The sequence below is a fragment of the Streptomyces sp. NPDC048338 genome (assembly GCF_043201055.1).
Lineage (GTDB): Bacteria > Actinomycetota > Actinomycetes > Streptomycetales > Streptomycetaceae > Streptomyces.
In genome coordinates this window covers 169,894-188,572 of sequence record NZ_JBICYQ010000007.1, presented here as the reverse complement: position 1 = coordinate 188,572, position 18,679 = coordinate 169,894, and the positions used below count along the sequence as shown (strand labels likewise).

General features: G+C 71.7%; 10 protein-coding genes. All 10 read left to right on the top strand.

What is annotated here, in order from left to right; all coding sequences use genetic code 11:
• The first annotated feature begins 9 nt into the window (after positions 1–9).
• Positions 10–5,472, top strand: coding sequence for an SDR family NAD(P)-dependent oxidoreductase (locus tag ACGFZF_RS18265; RefSeq protein WP_393555231.1), 5,463 nt, complete (start codon positions 10–12; stop codon positions 5,470–5,472).
• Complete coding sequence (locus ACGFZF_RS18260) at positions 5,472–6,281, top strand: SDR family oxidoreductase (RefSeq protein WP_393555229.1); 810 nt, start codon at positions 5,472–5,474, stop codon at positions 6,279–6,281. Before ACGFZF_RS18265 ends, ACGFZF_RS18260 begins: the two co-directional genes overlap by 1 nt.
• Before the next feature lie 45 nt (positions 6,282–6,326).
• Positions 6,327–8,669 (top strand): lantibiotic dehydratase, encoded by a 2,343-nt coding sequence (locus ACGFZF_RS18255; RefSeq protein ID WP_393555227.1) that lies wholly within the window; start codon positions 6,327–6,329, stop codon positions 8,667–8,669.
• Positions 8,666–9,487, top strand: coding sequence for an inositol monophosphatase family protein (locus ACGFZF_RS18250; protein ID WP_393555225.1), 822 nt, complete (start codon positions 8,666–8,668; stop codon positions 9,485–9,487). Before ACGFZF_RS18255 ends, ACGFZF_RS18250 begins: the two co-directional genes overlap by 4 nt.
• 100 nt (positions 9,488–9,587) lie before the next feature.
• Complete coding sequence (locus ACGFZF_RS18245; RefSeq protein ID WP_393555223.1) at positions 9,588–10,628, top strand: inosamine-phosphate amidinotransferase 1; 1,041 nt, start codon at positions 9,588–9,590, stop codon at positions 10,626–10,628.
• Between the two features lie 50 nt (positions 10,629–10,678).
• On the top strand, positions 10,679–12,550 hold the full coding sequence (locus tag ACGFZF_RS18240; protein WP_393555221.1) for an ABC transporter ATP-binding protein: 1,872 nt from the start codon (positions 10,679–10,681) through the stop codon (positions 12,548–12,550).
• Positions 12,547–14,337, top strand: coding sequence for an ABC transporter ATP-binding protein (locus ACGFZF_RS18235; RefSeq protein ID WP_393555219.1), 1,791 nt, complete (start codon positions 12,547–12,549; stop codon positions 14,335–14,337). The genes ACGFZF_RS18240 and ACGFZF_RS18235 overlap by 4 nt, the downstream gene beginning before the upstream one ends.
• A 64-nt stretch (positions 14,338–14,401) precedes the next feature.
• Positions 14,402–15,688, top strand: coding sequence for a condensation domain-containing protein (locus ACGFZF_RS18230; RefSeq protein WP_393555217.1), 1,287 nt, complete (start codon positions 14,402–14,404; stop codon positions 15,686–15,688).
• A 102-nt stretch (positions 15,689–15,790) separates the two neighbouring features.
• A complete protein-coding gene (locus ACGFZF_RS18225; RefSeq protein ID WP_393555215.1) occupies positions 15,791–17,230 on the top strand; it encodes a 4-hydroxyphenylacetate 3-hydroxylase family protein in 1,440 nt (479 codons plus the stop codon).
• Positions 17,231–17,272: 42 nt separating this feature from the next.
• Positions 17,273–18,625 (top strand): condensation domain-containing protein, encoded by a 1,353-nt coding sequence (locus ACGFZF_RS18220; protein ID WP_393555213.1) that lies wholly within the window; start codon positions 17,273–17,275, stop codon positions 18,623–18,625.
• The last annotated feature ends 54 nt before the right edge of the window (positions 18,626–18,679 follow it).

Below are 18,679 nucleotides of genomic sequence, written 5' to 3'. Positions count from 1 at the left end.
GGAACGGCCATGGCCACAGAAACCACCGAACCGCACCGGGAACCGATCGCCGTCGTGGGCTACGCGGGCAGGTTCCCCGGTGCGGCGGACACCGCGGAGTTCTGGCGGAAGCTGCGAGCCGGCGCGGACTGCGTCGACCGGCCGGCCGACGATGTACTCCTCGCCCGGGGCGCCACCGAGGCCGAGATCTCGCATCCCGACTACGTCAGAGCCGTGCCGCTCATGCCGGACGCGGACCGCTTCGACGCCGCCCTGTTCGGCATGACCCCGCGCGACGCGGCCCTCCAGGACCCGCAGCACCGGGTCTTCCTGGAGACCGTGCACGCCGCTCTGGAGAACGCCGGGTACGACCCGTTCGCCGAAGCCGAGCCGACCGGCGTCTTCGGTGGCAGCGCGGGCAGCGGATACCTGCTGCATCACCTCTCGGGCAACGCCGCCGCCGGCCGGGTCGATCCCACGACCCTCGGTATCGCGGGCAACGCCTCGTACCTGGCGACGCTCACCTCGTACCGGCTCTCCCTCACGGGGCCCAGCATCTCGGTGGGCACCGCCTGCTCCACCTCTCTGGTGGCCCTGCACCTCGCCGTCGCCGCGCTGCGTGCCGGGACCTGCGGCATCGCCGTCGCGGGCGGCGTCGAGATCGAGTTCCCGTTCGGCCAGGGCTACCAGTGGGGGCCCGCGAGCATCTACTCGCGGGAGGGAGTCTGCCGCCCCTTCGACGCGGCCGCCGACGGAACCGTCTTCGGCAGCGGTGCGGGGGTCGTCGTCCTCAAGCCGCTGCCGGCCGCGCTGAGGGACGGGGACACCATCCGCGCGGTGATCCGTGGCACCGCGGTGAACAACGACGGCTCCGACAAGGTCAGCTTCGGCGCTCCCAGCGTCTCGGGCCAGGTACGCGTCATCAAGGAGGCCATGCGGGAAGCGGGTCTCGACCCAGCTGACATCGACTACGTGGAGGCGCACGGCACGGGCACCAAGATCGGCGACCCGCTGGAGGTCGCCGCACTCGACGAGGCGTACCGCGAGCTCGCCGCCGGACCGCTGGCCCCGGGCTCCATCCCGATCGGGTCGGTCAAGTCGAACGTGGGGCACCTCGGCCCCGCCGCGGGGATCTGCGGCCTCATCAAGACGATCATGGCGATGGAGCACGGGGAGATCCCGCCGAGCATCAACTACCGGACGCCCAACCCCGCCATCGATTTCGCCGCCACGCCGTTCGCCGTCAACGACGATGTCAGGCCGTGGCCGCGTGCCCCGCACCGCACCCGCACCGCCGCGGTGAGCTCATTCGGCGTCGGGGGCACCAATGCGCACGTCATCGTGTCCGAGCCGCCCGCACCGAGCGTCCCCGGGCCGTCGGGTACCCCGCGCCTGCTGGTCTGGTCCGCGCGCGACGCCCATGCCCTGGACCAGACCCGGCAGCGACTGGCGGAGGCGTTCGCGGACGAGGTCACCGACTTCGACGCCGCGGCACACACCCTGTTCAGCGGCCGGACCCACCACCGCGTGCGTGCCGCGGCCGTGGCAGCGACCCCCGCCGAGGCGGCCGAGCTGCTGACCGGTGACGCCCGTGGTGTCCACCGCGGCCCCAAGACGGGAGGCGCCTCCCGCGAGCTGTGCTTCCTCTACCCGGGTCAGGGTTCGCAGCGGGTACGCATGGCGGAGGGCCTCTACCGCGAACTGCCGGCTTTCGCCTCCGCGTTCGACGAGTGCCTCGACCTGTTCGCCGAAGAGGGCGTCGAACTCAGGGATGCCTGGCAGCACGGCGAGCAGGACGCCCTGGAGGGGACCGCACTCGCGCAGCCCGCACTGTTCGCGGTCGAGTACGCGCTGACACGCGCCCTGAGCGAGGCGGGCGTGCGGCCCACCGTCGTTCTCGGCCACAGCCTCGGCGAGCTCGTCGCGGCCACGACAGCCGGCGTGTTCGACCTGGCGGACGCCGTCCGGGTCGTCGCGGCCCGGGGTCGCCTCATGGCGCAGATGGCGCCGGGCACCATGCTCGCCGTCTCCCTGCCCGCGACCGACCTCGGCGACCTGGCGGCGGCCGGTGTCGCGCTCGCCGCCGTCAACGGGGCGGCCCAGACCACCGTCTCCGGGCCTGCCGACGCCATTGAGGCGCTGCGCTCCCGCCTCACCGACGAGGGAGTCCGCAGCCAGATGCTGCACACCTCCCACGCCTTCCACAGCCCCTCCATGACCGAGGCGGCCGAGCGTTTCGCAGCCGTGCTGGCCCGAGTCGAGCTCCGCGAACCCCGGCTCCGTCTGGTCTCCGCCGCGACCGGCCGCGAGATCACGGCCGAACAGGCCGTGTCCCCCGGCTTCTGGGCCGGCCAGCTCGTCGAGCCTGTTCGATTCCACCCGGCGGTCGAGCACCTTCTGTCCGCCGGCGACCACCTGATCATCGAGGTCGGTCCCGGACAGGCGCTCAGCGGACTGGTGCGGCAGCACCCCGCCGTGGTGCGCGGCGCGAGCGGCATCGTCCCGACGTCCCCCCGCACGCCTGACGTCGAAGCGGATCTGCGCGCCTGGCTGGCTGCCCTGGCCGTGGTGTTCGTCGAAGGACACGAGCTGGATCGTCCCGCGCCCTCCGCGGGCCGCCGCGTCCCGCTGCCCGGCTATCCGTACCAGCGCGAGCGCCATTGGATCGACCCCGCGCCGCGTGCCTCCGGCTCCGCACCCGCCGCCGAGACCCCCGAACTCCCCGCACACTCCGAGACCACCCTGGAGGAGAAGCCCGCCGTGTCCCCCTTCTCAGCACTGAGCTGGTACGAGACCCCGTTGCCGACGGCGTCGCCTCGTACCCCGGGCCGCGTCCTCGCTCTCCTGCCCGCGGACCACGCGCAGGCGCGCCCCGTCCTCGGCGCCCTGCACCAGGCGGGACACCAGGTCTTCCGCGTTCGGCCCGGCGACCGCCTGGCCCTGGGGGAGGAGGAGTTCACGGTGCGACCCGGGCGGACCGACGACCTGGCGGCAGTCCTCGACGAGCTGAGCCGCCGCTCCGCCGAACCGCACGGCTACGTCCACGCCTGGGCGGCCGCCTCCTGGGAGGCTCCCACCACGAAGAACTGCGACGACCAGCTGGCTGCAGGCTGCCTCAGCCTGTTCGACCTGTTCAAGATCGGTGCCAGGCGGCCCGTCGACGGCGCGCTGCCCGAGATCACCGTCGTCACCTCAGGGGCCGTCGACGTGTCGGGCGGAGAGTCCCCGCACCCGATGAAGGCCATGCTCACAGGTCTGGTCGCCACCTACCTCGAGGAAGCCCCGGGAGCGCGATGCCGCCTCGTCGACATCGGCGCACGGTCTGACGAGCGCCTCCTCGCCGACGAGTTCCTTTGCGAGAACCCTGAGCCGTTCGCCGCCTGGCGTGGCGCACGCCGCTGGCAGCGCACCGAGACCCCCCTCGACATCGTCCCGGCATCCGGTACCGCCTTGCGCGAGGAAGGCGTCTACCTGGTGACCGGCGGTCTCGGCGGCCTCGGCCTGGAGACAGCCAAGGGACTCGTCCACACCGGACTGCGTCCACGGATCGCCCTGCTGGGCCGACGCGTGCCCGGCGGCGCTCCCGCACTGGCCCCCGAAGCCGCCACGCGGGTGCGTACGGCCGTGGCGGAGATGGAGGCGCTCGGTGCGGAGGTCGCCGTCATCGCCTGCGACGTGTCGGACCCGGAGTCGACCGCCGCGGCGGTCGCGGCCGCCGTCGAGCGGTTCGGACCGGTCAACGGCATCGTGCACTGTGCCGGCGTCGCCGGGGGCGGTGTCATCCAGCTCCGTGACCACGCCGATGTGCTGAAGGTGGTGCGGCCCAAGGTTCTCGGCACGTTGCTGCTGAACGAGGCGGTGGAGGCCGGCCAGCGGCCCGCCCTCGACTTCTTCGTCGCCTTCTCCAGCCGCTCGGGCACGCACGGCCTCGTGGGCAGTGGCGACTACGCCGCCGCCAACGCCTTCCTCGACGCCTACGTGACCGCCGGCCGGGGGCGCACGCGCAGCGTGAGCATCGGCTGGCCCAGCTGGCGTCGGGTGGGCATGGCAGCGCAGGAGGTTCCCGCCGCTCCGCGGCCGGAACGGACAGCGGACGACGGAACGATCGTGGCCGAGGAGGTGGTCGACGCCTCGACCCACTGGGTTCTCGACGAGCACCGCATCGACGGCGTACCCGTCATGCCGGGCACGGGCCAGATCGACTTCGTCCTGCGCGCATGGCAGGGGCGCGGCGGTGAGCCGGTGGCCACGCGTCTGGAGGACGTGACGTTCCTGCGCCCGCTGGCGGTCGCGTCCACCCGTCAGCTCCAAGTGATCGCCCGCCCCGGCCGTGACGTGGAGCGGTTCACCCTCCGGTCCCGGGACGTGACAGGCGGGGAGTGGACCGAGCACACCACCGGCGCGGTGCGCCTGGTGGAATCCCTGTCCCGCCGGATCGACCTGCCCCTGCTGGAGGCGCGGATCGAGAACGACGCCGTTCCGCCGGCCCCGGCCCAGGGCGATACAGGCCTCGTCACCTTCGGACCGCGGTGGGACAACATCGGGCGCGCCGTGCGCGGCGCCGACGAAGACCTCGTCGAACTCGTTCTCCCCGCCGCGTTCGCCGACGAGCTCCCGGCCCATGAGCTGCACCCCGCGCTCCTCGACGGGGCGACGGCCACGGCACAGCGCCCCGCCGACTTCAGCAGGCTTCCCTTCCACTACCGTTCGGTCACCGCCTTCGGCCGGCTCCCCGTCCGCTTCTGGGCCCATCTGCGGTACCGCCCCGCGGACCAGCACGCGGTGACGGTCGACATCGACCTGATCGATCCGGACGGACGGCTGGTTGTGGCCATCGACGGATTCACCATGCGCAAGGCGGCCCGCGAAGCCGTCACCGGTGCCTTCTCCGAGCAGCCCGCCCCCCGAGGCGGCACGCCCGTCGGCGGTCGGGCGCTGCCGGGAGCCGTCGACGAGCACAGCGGCCTCGAACCGCACCAGGGCGTCCGCCTCTTCCTGCGACTCCTCGACGCGCCGACCCCCGCGCACGTCCTGGTCCGCAGCTACGAGAACGGTGCGCCGCTCCCGCTCGCCGACGCACGGCCGCAGCGGTGGGCTGAACGGCCGGATTCCGTCGCGCGTACGGCGGCGGCGACCGCGGCCGTCGTTCCGGCCGGCGCGGCGCCTCACCCGGCCACGGCTCCCGTCCCGGCCCCGCCGGCCACGGCGCCCCTGCCTGCGGCCGACGACGCGGCGACGGCGGGTGGCCCCGGGGACGGTGAGAGCGACGAGGTCGCCAGGGAGATCCGCACCTTCTGGTCCCAGGCCCTCGGCATCCCGGACATCGACGAGGACGCCGACTTCTTCGAGCTCGGCGGGAACTCCCTCACCGCGATCGAACTCATGGGCCGGATCCATGACCGGTTCGGTGTCGAACTGAGCGTGGCACTCCTGTTCGAGTGTCCGACGGTGGCGCTCCTCGCCGGTGCCGTCCGCGAACAGCAGGGTCGCTGATGGCCCCCGAGCGGGCCGTCGCCGAGCGCGGCGGCCCCTTCGTCCCGGACCTCATGCGCGACCGGGTGGTCGTGGTGACCGGCGGTTCCGCCGGGATCGGCCGGGACATCGCCGCCCAGTTCCTGCGACACGGCGCACGCGTGGCGATCGCCTCCCGGCAGCCCGAACGGCTCGACGAGGCAGCCGCCGCGCTGCACCGGGAGACGGGGCGGGCGCCGATGACCGTGGTGTGCGACGTGCGGGACGCCACCGCCGTGGGGGCTCTGGCGGACCGGGTCGCCTCCGAACTCGGTCCCGCCGACACCGTGATCAACAACGCGGCGGCGAACTTCCGTATGCCTGCGGAGCGGATGACGGCCAGGGCCTTCGGAACCGTCGTCGACATCGACCTGATCGGCACGTTCAACGTCACCACCGCCTTCGTGGGGCCCATGCTGGAGCGCGGCTTCGGCCAGGTGGTCTCCGTCGTGGTGCCGGACGCCGACCGTGGTTTCCCCAACTGCTCGCACGCCGGGGCGGCCAAGGCCGGCATCGTCTCGCTGACCTCGAGCTGGGCCCGCGAGTGGGGACCGCGCGGCATCCGCGTCAACGCCGTCGCGCCGGGCCCCGTGCCCACCGAGGCCGTCATGTCACAGGTGTTCTCCGCGGACGGCGTCGCCCAGGGGCTGGTGGGGGGTGTGCCCCTCGGCAGGCTCGGCACGGGCACCGACGTCGCGCACGCCGTTCTCTTCCTCGCGTCGGATGCCGCCGCGTGGATCACCGGCACCACGCTCGTCGTCGACGGCGGCCAGTCCACCAACAGCCTCTGAGCGGGCAGCCAGTGACCATCCATCGCCTTCAGGAGAGTTGACCCCATGACGCCGACGAACGCGCCTCACCTGGTCCCGCTCGGCGGGTCCGGGTGGAGCGTCTGGCGCGACGCCGCGCTCCGCAGCGCCGGTTTTCCCGCCCGCCTTGCGGCCGACCTCGCCGACCACTGCCTGGCCCGTGCCGCCGATGCGCACGGCGCGGGCACCGCCGACGCCGCCGAGTACACCGCCGCCTTCACCGAGGCCGAGGCCCGGCTCAGCGCGACGGTCCGCCGCATGGCCGCGGACCCGCTCTTCCGGGAGGCCGTCACCTGGCAGAACCGCGCTCTGGTGGCCAACTGTCTCGACAAGGCGGCGGCGGGCGAACCGCGCAATGTACGGGGGCGCAACCACGAGATGGCGATCGTGGGACACCTGCAGAGGTACGCGTTGAAGAACGACACGATCGGATTCTTCGGCCCCGTGGGCTGGGCCGCCTTCACGGACGACCCCAACCCCTTGCGTGTCACCGCCGGCGACCGCCTTCTCGCCCGACGCACCGTGTACTTCGAGAACTGGGCGATCGACGCGGTCGCGAGGAGACTGTCCGCGGATCCGACGCTCCAACCGTGGATTGCGCCCCGTCGCGACCCCGGCGTCCGGGTCGACGGCCTCCTGGCCCACCGGCCCGAGAGGCTTCCGCTGCCCCTCACCGCCGCCGAGGCCGCCCTGCTCACCGCATGCGACGGGGACCGCACGGTCCGAGAGCTGGCCCGCGAGCTGGTCGGCGCACCGGGGGACTTCGCGACGGACGGCGACCTCCTCACCACGGTGCACCGGCTCACCGAGCACGGCGTCCTGGCCTTCGACCTCGAAGGGCCCATCGAAGCCTGGCCGGAGACCACGCTCCGCAGGAAGCTGGGCCGCATCGGCGATCCGACCCTGCGCGACAAGGCGCTGGCCGTCCTGGACCGTCTCACGGTCGCCCGGGACGGCGTCGCGGCCGCCGCCGGTGACGCCGAGCGGCTCACCGCCGCCATGGACCGTCTCAACGCCGTCTTCCAGGAGATCACCGGCGAGGCGGCGGTACGCCATCACGGCCGCATCTACGCAGGCCGCACAGTCGTCTACGAGGACACCGTGCGCGCCGTCCACGCCGAACTCGGCGCCCCGCTGAGAGACGACCTGTCCGGCCCCCTCGGACTCGTCCTCGATAGCGCCCGCTGGCTCGTCAACCGCATCGGTGCCGAGTACACGGAGGTTCTCACCGGCATCCACCAGCGCTGGGTGCGGCGCACCGGCACCCCGGAAATGCCGCTGACCAGGCTTCTCGGCGCGGCGACACCGCACATGTACTTCTCGCCGCGGTCGCTCTCCGCTCCCGTCCGCCGGGCCGTCGCCGACTTCCAGGAGCGCTGGCAGCGCGTGCTGGACGGCGCCGACGAACAGGGAACGAGCGCCGCGCGGCGCTCCTTCGACTCCCGACGGCTGGCCGACCGCGTGCGGGCGCAGTTCCCGGCGGCACCGCCCGCCTGGGCCACCGCGATTCACCACGCACCCGACCTGATGATCGCCGCGGCCTCGCCCGAAGCGATCGCCGCAGGCGACTACCAGGTGGTGCTCGGCGAACTCCACGCCTCCTTCAACTCCCTGGAAAGCAGGCTCTTCGTCGAGCAGCACCCTCTGCCCGACTCTGTCCGCGCAGCGGACGCGGCCGACCACGCCGGCCGACGCATCTACCTCGTTCCGCCGAAGGACTGGCTGCCGGTGACCTCCCGGCTGGCCCCGCCGTCCGCGACCCTGGCACCCGACACCACCTGCTGGACACTTCGCACCCCGAGCGTCCACCCCACCGGCACCCCGCTCGCCCTCGCCGACCTCTTCGTCCACGAGGAACAGGGTTCTCTGGTCGTACGCGACGGATCGGGCTCCTTCGAAGCGCCGCTCCTGGAGATGCTCAGCGAGTCCCTCAGCACGCTGAGTGTCAACAGTTTCAAACCGTTCGCCTCCCGCCCGCATCGGCCCCGGATCACGGTCGACCGGCTCGTGGTGGCCCGCGAAGCCTGGTCCTTCCGAGCCGCCGACCTCGCCTGGGCGGCCTTGAAGAAGGAGCCCGCGCGCTACCTTGGCGCTCGCGCCTGGCGTGCCGGACGCGGCCTTCCCGAGCGGGCCTTCTACAAGTCGCCCCTGGAGGACAAGCCCGTCTTCGTGGACTTCACGAGCCTGGCCCTGGTCAACATGTTCGCCAAAGTGGTTCGGCAGGCGGCCGAAGCCGACCAGGACGCGGCGATCGGCCTCACGGAGATGCTTCCGGACACGGACGGCACGTGGCTCGCCGACCACCAAGGCGAGCACTACACCGCGGAACTGCGCGTCATCGCCCTCGACCCGCTCGGGCAGGTCCGGTGAGCACTGCCGAGACGTCGCGCGCCGTCCGGGCGGCCGCACACCCCGACGTGCTGCTCGCCCACCGCATGGCCGACCTTGCCGATCGCATCGCGTTGTCCTGGTTCGGCCGCTCCCCGGTCACGGAGGCCAAGGCCGACGGGTCCCCGGTCAGTGAGGCCGACCTGGCGGTCGAAGCGGCTCTCCTGGACCTGCTGGCGAAGGAGCGACCTGGGGACGGCGTCCTGGCCGAGGAGAGCGGATCCAGCGGCGCACCGACGTCGCGCCGCTGGATCCTGGACCCCATCGACGGCACCCGGTCGTACCTGGCGGGTACCCGGGCGTGGGGCACCCACATCGCGCTGGAGGTCGAAGGGCATCTCACCGTCGCTGTGTTCACGCGCCCCGTCGAAGGTCTCCGCTGGTGGGCGCTGAGCGGTGCCGGCGCCTACCGCAGCACCACGAACGATCCGCTGGACACCACCCGGCCACTGACCCTCTCCCGTACCGCGCGGCTCTCCGACGCCCGCGTGGGAGGGCTCGTCGACCCCGGCTCGCCCTGCGCTGCCGCACTGGCCCCGCACGTCCGGTGGACCGAGGACGAGGTGTCGGTGATCGCAGCCTTGCTGGAAGGCAGGCTCGACGCCGTGCTCGACGACGGCGGAAACGCCTGGGACCAGGCGCCCGCAGTGCTCCTGGTCCAGGAGGCGGGCGGCCTTTTCCGCGACCCCGAGGGTGGCACACGCCCGGACCTGGGCTGGGGGCTGTACGCCAACGCCCGGCTCATGGCGGAGTTGATGAACATCGTCCGACCTCCGAAGATGCATTCCACCCCGGCGTGACCGCGACGATGCCGCTCACCGCAGAGCCGCACCGCTCCGCCCTCGTCCCTTCCCCCTTTCGCGCCCGAGCGAAGATTTCGATCGAACTGAGGAGTTCCGCATGAGCCTGGTCGACGTCCACAACGAGTGGGACCCGCTGGAAGAAGTCGTCATCGGATCCATCGAGGGCGCCCGCGTTCCGCTGCCCGGTACCGACCTCTTCACCGTGGACTACGCCGAGTTCGGCTCTCCCGAGCGCATCCCCTCCGGGCCGGTGCCGCAGCACGTCGTCGAGCAGACCAGGGAGGACCTCGAGGAGCTGTGCCAGGCGCTCACGCGCCTCGGCGTCAAGGTGCGCCGCCCCGAGGACACCGACCACGCCGCCACCGTGGCCACCCCCGACTGGCAGACCGACGGGCACTACAACTACTGCCCCCGCGACGTCCTGCTGACCGTCGGCGACACCGTGATCGAGACCCCGATGGTCCTCCGCTCCCGATTCCTGGAACCCTTCGCCTACAAGAAGCTGCTCCTGGAGTACTTCGACTCCGGGACGCGATGGCTCTCCGCGCCCAAGCCCCGCCTCGGCGACGACATGTACGACGTGTCGCGGGAGCCGGGCCGGCGGCTGCTCGACATCGAACCCGCCTTCGATGCGGCCAATGTGCTGCGCTTCGGCACCGACATCCTCTACCTGGTCTCGGACAGCGGGAACGACCGCGGCTGGAAGTGGCTCCAGTCCACCCTCGGCGACGCCTACACCGTCCACCCCTGCCGGGACCTGTACGCGTCCACGCATGTCGACTCGACCATCGTCCCGCTGAGGCCCGGTCTGGTCCTGCTCAACCCCGAGCGGGTCAACGACAAGAACATGCCCGACTTCCTGCGCGGTTGGGACAAGGTCTGGTGCCCCGAACTGGAGGACATCGGCTACGTCGGGGAGCGGCCGTACTGCTCCACCTGGATCGGCATGAACCTCCTCGTCCTCAAGCCCGGCCTGGTCGTCGCCGACGACCGCCAGCCCGAACTCATCCGCACGCTGGAGAAGCACGGGGTGGACGTTCTGCCGCAGCGACTGACGCACGCGCGCTCGCTGGGCGGGTCCTTCCACTGCGTCTCGCTCGACATCCGCAGGACCGGATCGCTCGAGACCTACCGCTGATCCCGGGCCGGCCCCGAGTCCCGTCCCGCACCGTTCCCGCTGGAGCCCCCATGGATGCCCTCGCCCAACGCATCAGACTGCTGCGGATCCTCACGTCCGCGCGCGCCACCGTCGTCACCCCGCTCATCGTCCTGCTTCTCGTGGAGAGCCTGGCCCCGGCGGCGACGGCCGCCGCGCTCGCTCTGCTCGTCGGGCAGCTGGGGGAGTCCACCGGCGACGGGCTGTTCTCCGCAGCCCTGGGGCCCCTCGCGGTGTTCGCCGCGACCTTGGTGGCGGGTCACGTCGCCGAAGCCCTCATCGCCCCGCTCAAGTTCCTCGCCGCCGCGCGCATCGACGGAAACCACCGCGAACGCGTCGCCCGGACCGTGGCCGGCACGCCGCGCATCGACGCGCTCGAACGCCCCGAGGTGCAGGTGCTGGTCAGGGAGGCCATGGCCGACCGCAGCAGGGGCTACGACTGCACGCCGGCCGACGGCGCGGTCGGACAGCTCCGGTGGGGCGCGGCGATGCTCGGTGCCGTCGCGGCCTGCGCCGTCCTCGCCTCGTACACCTGGTGGCTGGTGCCCATGGTGCTGCTGCCCGCCGCCCTCAACCGGGTGATGCGTACGCGGGACGAGTTCGCGCTGTCCGCGCTGTGGAAGGGCGCCACCAAGGGCGAACTCCACGCCGATGTGTGGCGGCACGCGGCCGCTTCGCCCGGCGAGGGCAAGGACGTGCGGACCTTCGGCTTCGCGGACTGGATGGTCGAGCGGATGCAGGAGCACATCCGCACCGCCAACGCGCCGCTGTGGGACCGCATCGCGGGTATGGTGCGGGACTCCTGGAAGCAGCTGCTGCTCGTGCTCGCGGGTCTGGTCCCCGCCTACGTCCTGGTGGCCCGCAGCGCCGCCGAAGGACACCACTCGGTGGGTATCGCGGCGGCCGTGTTCGCCGCGGGCTGGTCGTTGTTCCAGGTCCTCGGCCCGGATTCCGAGATGTACAACATCATCGGTGCGGGCCGGGTGCTGAAGGCCTACGACGCGCTCCGCGGGACAGTGGCGAGCGGCCGCTCCGAGGAGGACGTCGAGCAGGTGGCCGACGCGCGCTGCCGCGACCGCGCCACCCCTCCTCTCGTCAGCTTCGAGGGTGTCTCCTTCCGCTACGAGGGCGGCGAGCACGACGTACTCGACCGCCTCGACCTGCAGATCGAGCCGGGTGAACTGCTCGCCGTCGTCGGCCTGAACGGCGCAGGAAAGTCCACCCTCATCAAACTGCTGTCCGGCCTGTACGAACCCACCGGCGGCCGGATCACCGCCGACGGAGACGACCTGGCGCACATCGCCCCCGCCACGTGGCGTGCCAGGATCTCGGTCGTCTTCCAGGACTTCGTCAAGTACCAACTCTCCGCCGCAGACAACGTGGCGCTCGGCCACGGTGGCGTCCCTCGCGACCAGCGTCTGGTCGAGGAAGCAGCCCGGGACGCCGGCTTCCAGGACGTCCTCGAACGGCTCCCCGACGGCTGGGACACCCCGCTCGCCCGCGCGCGCACCGGCGGCGTCGACCTGTCCGGCGGACAGTGGCAGCAAGTGGTCCTCGCTCGCTCCCTGTACGCCGTGCGTCAAGGAGCCCGGCTCCTGGTGCTCGACGAGCCGACCGCCCACCTGGACGTACGGACCGAGTTCGACGTCTTCGAGCGCATCGCCAAGAACCGCGGGGACACGAGCGTCGTGCTCATCTCGCACCGGCTGTCGACCGTCCGCCAAGCCGACCGCATCGTCCTGCTGGACGGTGGACGGATCACCGAGTCCGGCACCCACGAGGAGCTCATGGCCCAGCGGGGCCAGTACGCGGAGATGTTCGAGATCCAGGCCGAGCGGTTTCGCGGCGGCGACGACGAGCGGATCGGCGACGACGATCCGGCAGGAAAGGGAATCTCGCTGTGACCACGTACCCGAAGCTCTGGCGTGAACTGCTCGGCCTGTCGCTGCGCAGACAGCGCGCCTACACCGTGGCCACCCTGGCTGCCGTCGTGTGTTCCGTGCTGGTCGTCGCCCTGTGTGCCCTCGCCCTGCGCGAGGCTGTGGACGCCATCGTCCGGGGTGACACCGGCAGGGCGATCGCGGCCGCGGCTGTCGCCGGCATCGTCTACGCCCTCAACCTGGTGCTCCAGGACACCGCCGGCATCCTGCGCGTGACCACCAACGACCGCCTCGGACGCCTGGAACTCCATCCCCAGGTCCACCGGGACCTGGCCAAGACCGAGGGCCTGGACCACCTCGAGCGGACCGACTTCCTCGACCGGGTCTCCATCGTCCGCTCCAGCACCGGCCACATCACCATGAGCATGTGGAACGCGGTGATGGCCCTGTCCAACGCCCTCAAACTGCTGATCACGGTGCTGCTCCTCGGGTCGGTCAGCCCCTGGCTCGCCCTGCTGCTGCTCTTCGCGGCGATTCCCGTGTGGTGCGACCACCGCGGCCAGGGGGTCGTCCGGCGCGTCGAGGTCGAGACCGCGGAGGCGTACCGGCTCCACCAGCACCTGTCCGAACTCGCTGTCGGCGCGTCGGGGGGCAAGGAGCTGCGCGTGTCCGGCTCCGCGGGACAGATCGTGGATCGCCAGGCGCAGGCCTGGCGTGACGCCATGGGCCCCCGCACCCGGGCCCAGTTCGTGGCGGCGGCCTGGAAGCTGACCGGCTGGCTGGTGTTCACCGCCGGCTTCGTCGGCGCCCTCGCCCTCATCACCTATCGGGCCGCCCACGGGCACGGCACCGTCGGCGACCTCGTCCTGACCGTCACCATCGCTGCGAGCCTGCGTCAGACCGTCGCCGGAACCGTGCAGAGCACCACCGCGACGGCCGGCTCGCGCCGGGTCCTCGAGCCCTACCTGTGGCTGCGCCGCCATCTGCGGGGCGAAGCCGATCGGTCCACCGGCTCCGAGCGGCCGCCGGCCCGCCTCACGGACGGCATCGTCCTGAGCGATGTCAGCTACACGTACCCGGGTACCGACCGGCGCGCCCTGGACGGCGTCACCGCCACGCTGCCTGCGGGGGCCGTCATCGCCGTCGTCGGCGAGTACGGATCGGGCAAGTCCACCCTGGTCAAGCTGCTCGGCAAGTTCTACCGGGCCGACAGCGGCACGATCACCGTCGACGGCCGCGGATTGGCCGAGCTCGACACGGAGGCGTGGCGTGCTCGGTCCACCGCCGCCTTCCAGGACTTCGGTCGGTTCCGTACCACCTTCGCCCGCACCGTCGGGCTGGGCGACCTGCCGCACGTCGACGACCGCGAGCGCATCATGCGGGCGCTGGAGGAGACCGATGCGACGCGCCTGCTCGCAAGCCTCCCCGACGGCCTGGACACCCAACTGGGACGCGAGCTCGGCGGCGTGGACCTCTCCGAGGGCCAGTGGCAGCGCACCGCGCTCGCCCGCGCGGCCATGCGCACCGACCCGCTGCTCTTCGTCCTCGACGAGCCCACCGCGTCCCTGGACGCGCCCAGCGAACAGGCCATCTTCGAACAGCAGATGGCTCGGGCAAGGACGCTCGGCCGCACCACCGGCGCCGTCACCGTCATCGTCTCCCACCGGTTCTCCACCGTCACCGGGGCCGACAAGATCCTCGTCCTGGACAAGGGCAGGCTCGTGGAATCCGGGAGCCATGACGAGCTGATGCGGCTGGGCGGCCGCTACGCCGAGCTGTACGGCCTCCAGGCCACCGCGTACGCCGACTGAACCGACCGCATCAGCGCCGGGGCGGCCGGCCGCCCCGGACACCGGCACAGAAACGGAGACCGAGATGACGGGCCCCACGCCCGATGCCACGGCGCCGCTGTCCTTCCAGCAGGCGGAGTCCCTCCGCAACATGCGGAGCCATCCCGACTGCATCCACCGCTACGACATGGTCTGCCTGTTCCGTCTCGACGGACCCGTGGACCGCTCCGCCCTGGCCGCCGCGACACACGACCTGGCCGACAGGCACGCCGTACTGCGCACCACGATCTCCAGCGACGGTGTCACCGACCTCCAGCGGGTCCACCCGGAGCCGCTCGTCCCACTGCGGACGCGTGACTGGTCCGGCCACACCGAAGACACCCTGGTGTCCACCCTCCTCGACGAACGCCACGGCACTGCCGACGTGCTCGCGGGGAAGCCGCTGTTCCGCCCCGCCCTGCACCAGCTCGACGGTGAGCTCCTGCTCTCCTTCACCGTGCACCACCTGGTGTACGACGGCTGGTCCGTACCCGTGCTGTGGCGCGACCTTTCCGCCGCATACCGGGCACGCACCGAGGGACGGACCGCGGACCTCCCCGAGCTCCCCCTGAGCTACAGCGACTTCGCGCGCACCCAGCGCGAGGCCTGGCCGCAGATCGAACGCGACACCCTCGACTTCTGGAGCCGGACCCTCCATGACGCGCCCCGGTCGGTGAAGTGGCCCGCTCCGACCGAGCCGCCCGCCCTCTCCTCGCCCAAGGAGATCGCCCAGATCCCCTTCGGCCTCGGGACGGAGGTGTCGGACGCGGTCCGCCGGGCCGCCCGATCCGCCCGCGTCTCCCCGTTCGTGGTGCTGCTGTGCGCCACCGCGGTCGGCATCGCACGGGTGACGGGCCAGTACGACCTGGTGTTCGCCACGGACACCGCCAACCGCGAGGACCGGGACAAGCGCGACGCCGTCGGCTTCTACGTCAATTCCAAACCCGCTCGCATCCAGGTGGTGCCGGGCCGGCCGTTCGCCGACCTCGTCCGAACGGTGTGGGAGTCCTGGCTCGCCGCGGAGGCGCACCGGGACGCCTACTCCGACCTGATCCTCCAGTCCTTCGGCTCGCCGCCGACCATCAAGGTCAACATGTTCAACTTCTCGTACGGCGGATACGAGACGCCGCTCTTCCCCGGCGTGAAGGTGCACGTGCTGCCCGTCAGGCCCCAAGGGTTCGACTGGCGTGACTTCAGCCTCTTCTGGGGCGGCGAGGACAAGGAGTACGGCGGCACGGTGCTCTACCGGCCGGCCCACGTGGGCCGGCCGGCAGCGGAGCGGGTCCTCGCCCACCTCCGGGAGCTGCTTGCGGCCCCCGGAGCCATCGTCTGATCACCCGGTCCGCCGGCCGACCGGCCACCGGTTCAACCGAGGAGTTCTCCGCTCGAACAGCGGACTTCCTCATCCAGCACAACAGGCACCTGAAGGAGCGGCATGACCAGGTCCGGCGCCCAGTACAAGGAATCCCTGCGGGACGGCCGGGAGGTGTGGATCGACGGTGAAAGGGTCAAGGACATCACCGTGCACCCGGCGTTCCGGCGCACGGCAGGCTCCCTGGCCCACCTCTTCGACCTCGCGAACGACTCGCCGCACTCGGCCGCCCTCACCGACGGCGCCGTCCACCGGGCGCACCTGACACCCCGCAGCTACGACGACCTCGTCGCCCGCCGCGTCGCTCACAAGACCTGGGCGGAGGCGAGCTTCGGCTACCTGGGACGCACCCCCGACTACATGGCCTCCGGCATCGCAGGCATGGCCGCCGTGGCCGACCGCTTCACCACCCCGGACTATGACGGCGCACCCCAGGTCAGGGCCCTGCACCGGCGGATGTCCGAAGGCGACCTCTACCCGACGTTCACCATCACCAACCCGCGCTTCGACCGGACCCGGGCCGCCTCGCAGCAGGAGGAGAACGACCTGGTGGCCCGTGTGGTGGAAGAGCGCGACGGCGGCATCGTGGTCCGCGGTGCCAAGACCATCGGCACCGCCGCCGTGTTCGGGGACGAGATCCTGGTCGGCACCATCGAACCGCTCGCGCCGCAGGACGTCGACCACGCGGTGTGCTTCAGCGTCCCGATCGCCACCCCCGGGCTGAAGTTCATCTCCCGTACCTCCTACGAGGCGCAGGCCCGCAGCGTCTTCGACAACCCGCTGTCCTCCCGTTTCGACGAGAACGACGCCCTGCTCATCTGCGACGACGTCTTCGTTCCCTGGGAGAACGTGCTCGTCTACCGCAACGTCGACCTGGCCTTCCAGCAGTGGTGGCAGACGCCCGCCTACACCAACTTCGTGCACCAGTCCGCGACGCGCTTCTGGACCAAGCTGGAATTCCTGGCCGGTATCGCGATCCTGCTCGCCAAGGCCAACAACTCCTACCGGATGCCGCCCGTCCAGGCCCAGATCGGAAAGCTCATGGGCTGGGTCGCACAGGCCAAGTCGATGGTTCTCGCGGCGGAGGCGGCCTTCGAACCCGTGCAGGGCGGCGACGGTGCCGTGGCGATCAACAAGGAGCTCGCCTGCGCCCACCGCATCATGGCCGGCGAGATGTACCCCCGCTTCGTCGCCGAGATCAAGCTGCTCGCCGGCAGCTCCGTGTTCCAGCTGCCGACCTCGGGCCACGACCTGCTGCACCCCGAGATCGGCGACCTGCTCGCCAAGTACGTCCGCTCTCCCGGCCACGACGCCGAGAGCCGTACCAAGCTCCTCAAGCTGGCCTGGGACGCCCTCGGCTCGGAATTCGCCGGACGTCACGAGCAGTACGAGCGCTTCTACCACGGTGCTCCGCACGTCTACCTGATGCAGCAGGCGTGGGAGGGCGACACCCAGCGCTGCGAACGGCTCACCCAGACCTGTCTCGACGGTTACGCCCTCTGAACCCACGACTTCACACCCCACAGCCCCTTGGAGGCGCTTCGGATGCGCATGGTCAGACTCTCGGAACTCGACGCGGGGCACGGGACTCTCACCGCCTGGCGGCTCTCCGAGACGGCTCCCGCACCGCTCTCACCCGCCCCGCCCGCACACAACCAGGAACTGCGGCTCCAGCAAGCGGCGCACGAGAGGGCCGCGCAGGGTAGCTGGAGCCGGCGCTGGCACCTCACCGCCTTCCACCTCGACGGTCCGCTCTCCCCTGGCCCCCTTGAGGACGCTCTGTCCGACTTCGTGCGCCGCCACTCCACACTGCGCAGTCGGTTCAGCGCCGAGGGCGACACCTTCGTACGCCACGTGATGCCTCCGGCCGACGTCTCCCTGTCCCGCCTCGACCTCGGCGTCTGTCCGGACTCGGACGCTGCCCGCGCCGCGTTGGTCCACCTCGCCGACGAGGGCACCGACCCGCTGGGGCGGTACCCGTGCGTCTTCGCCGCGCTGAGCGGTCCGCACGGCACCACTGTGTTCATGGCCGCCGACCACCTCCACGTGGACATGCACTCCCACGTGGTGGCCGTCGAAGAGATCCACCGCCTGTACGAGGCACGGTTGCGCGGTACCGACGCCGGCCTCCCGGGGCCCGGCGACCACGTGGAGTTCGCCCTTGCCGAAAGGGCCCGCGATGCCGGGGACGTCGACGCCGCCCTCGCCCACTGGGTGGCCTTCGCGCGTGCCGCGGGGGACCGGCTGCCCCCCTTCCCGCTCGATCTCGGCGTGGCTCCGGGCGAAGACGTCCCGCTGACCCAGGAGCTGCTGCCCCTGTTCGACGAGGAGACCGCCGACGCCGTCGAATCCTGGTGCTGGGCGAACGGGGGCATGTTCCTGCCGGGCCTCCTCGCTGCGGCCGCCCTCACCGTCGTCGAACTGGGCGGGAGCAGGGCATTCAGAACGATCATTCCGATGCAGACCCGCCCGGACCCCAAGGCACCGGCCGTCGGCTGGTACGTCAACGGCGTCCCGATCGCCTTCGACGTACCCGAGGGAGCCGGGCTCGACCTCGTCGTGCGGCGCGCCCAAGCGGCGTTCCTGGAGGTCCGACGCCTGCGCGACGCACCGATCGAGCGGATCCAGAGGCTGATGCCGTCCGACATCCGCCAGGACCGCGCGTCGTGGTTCTCCTACCTCGACCTGCGGGGTGGACGGGGCCCCTGGGACCCGCGCAGGCAGGCACGGGTCACCTCCAGTGCGCGCAACGGTGGTGGAGGCGACGTGTGGATCAACCGGACCCCCGACGGCACCGTGCTCCAAGCTCGATACCCCGACGTACCCGCCGCCCGGGCAGCCATGCGGGCCTACCGGGCGGGCATCGCCCGGCACCTCACCGCTGCCGTGGGGCGCTGACCGCCGCACACACGGACGGCGCCGGGGACATCCCCGGCGCCGTGCTTCATCGGT

What these genes read in the sequence shown, in the direction of transcription:
- ACGFZF_RS18225 (WP_393555215.1), top strand. Translation starts at nt 15,791, where the DNA reads ATGACCAGGTCCGGCGCCCAGTACAAGGAATCCCTGCGGGACGGCCGG.
- ACGFZF_RS18230 (WP_393555217.1), top strand. Translation starts at nt 14,402, where the DNA reads ATGACGGGCCCCACGCCCGATGCCACGGCGCCGCTGTCCTTCCAGCAG.
- ACGFZF_RS18220 (WP_393555213.1), top strand. Translation starts at nt 17,273, where the DNA reads ATGCGCATGGTCAGACTCTCGGAACTCGACGCGGGGCACGGGACTCTC.
- ACGFZF_RS18265 (WP_393555231.1), top strand. Translation starts at nt 10, where the DNA reads ATGGCCACAGAAACCACCGAACCGCACCGGGAACCGATCGCCGTCGTG.
- ACGFZF_RS18245 (WP_393555223.1), top strand. Translation starts at nt 9,588, where the DNA reads ATGAGCCTGGTCGACGTCCACAACGAGTGGGACCCGCTGGAAGAAGTC.
- ACGFZF_RS18255 (WP_393555227.1), top strand. Translation starts at nt 6,327, where the DNA reads ATGACGCCGACGAACGCGCCTCACCTGGTCCCGCTCGGCGGGTCCGGG.
- ACGFZF_RS18240 (WP_393555221.1), top strand. Translation starts at nt 10,679, where the DNA reads ATGGATGCCCTCGCCCAACGCATCAGACTGCTGCGGATCCTCACGTCC.
- ACGFZF_RS18260 (WP_393555229.1), top strand. Translation starts at nt 5,472, where the DNA reads ATGGCCCCCGAGCGGGCCGTCGCCGAGCGCGGCGGCCCCTTCGTCCCG.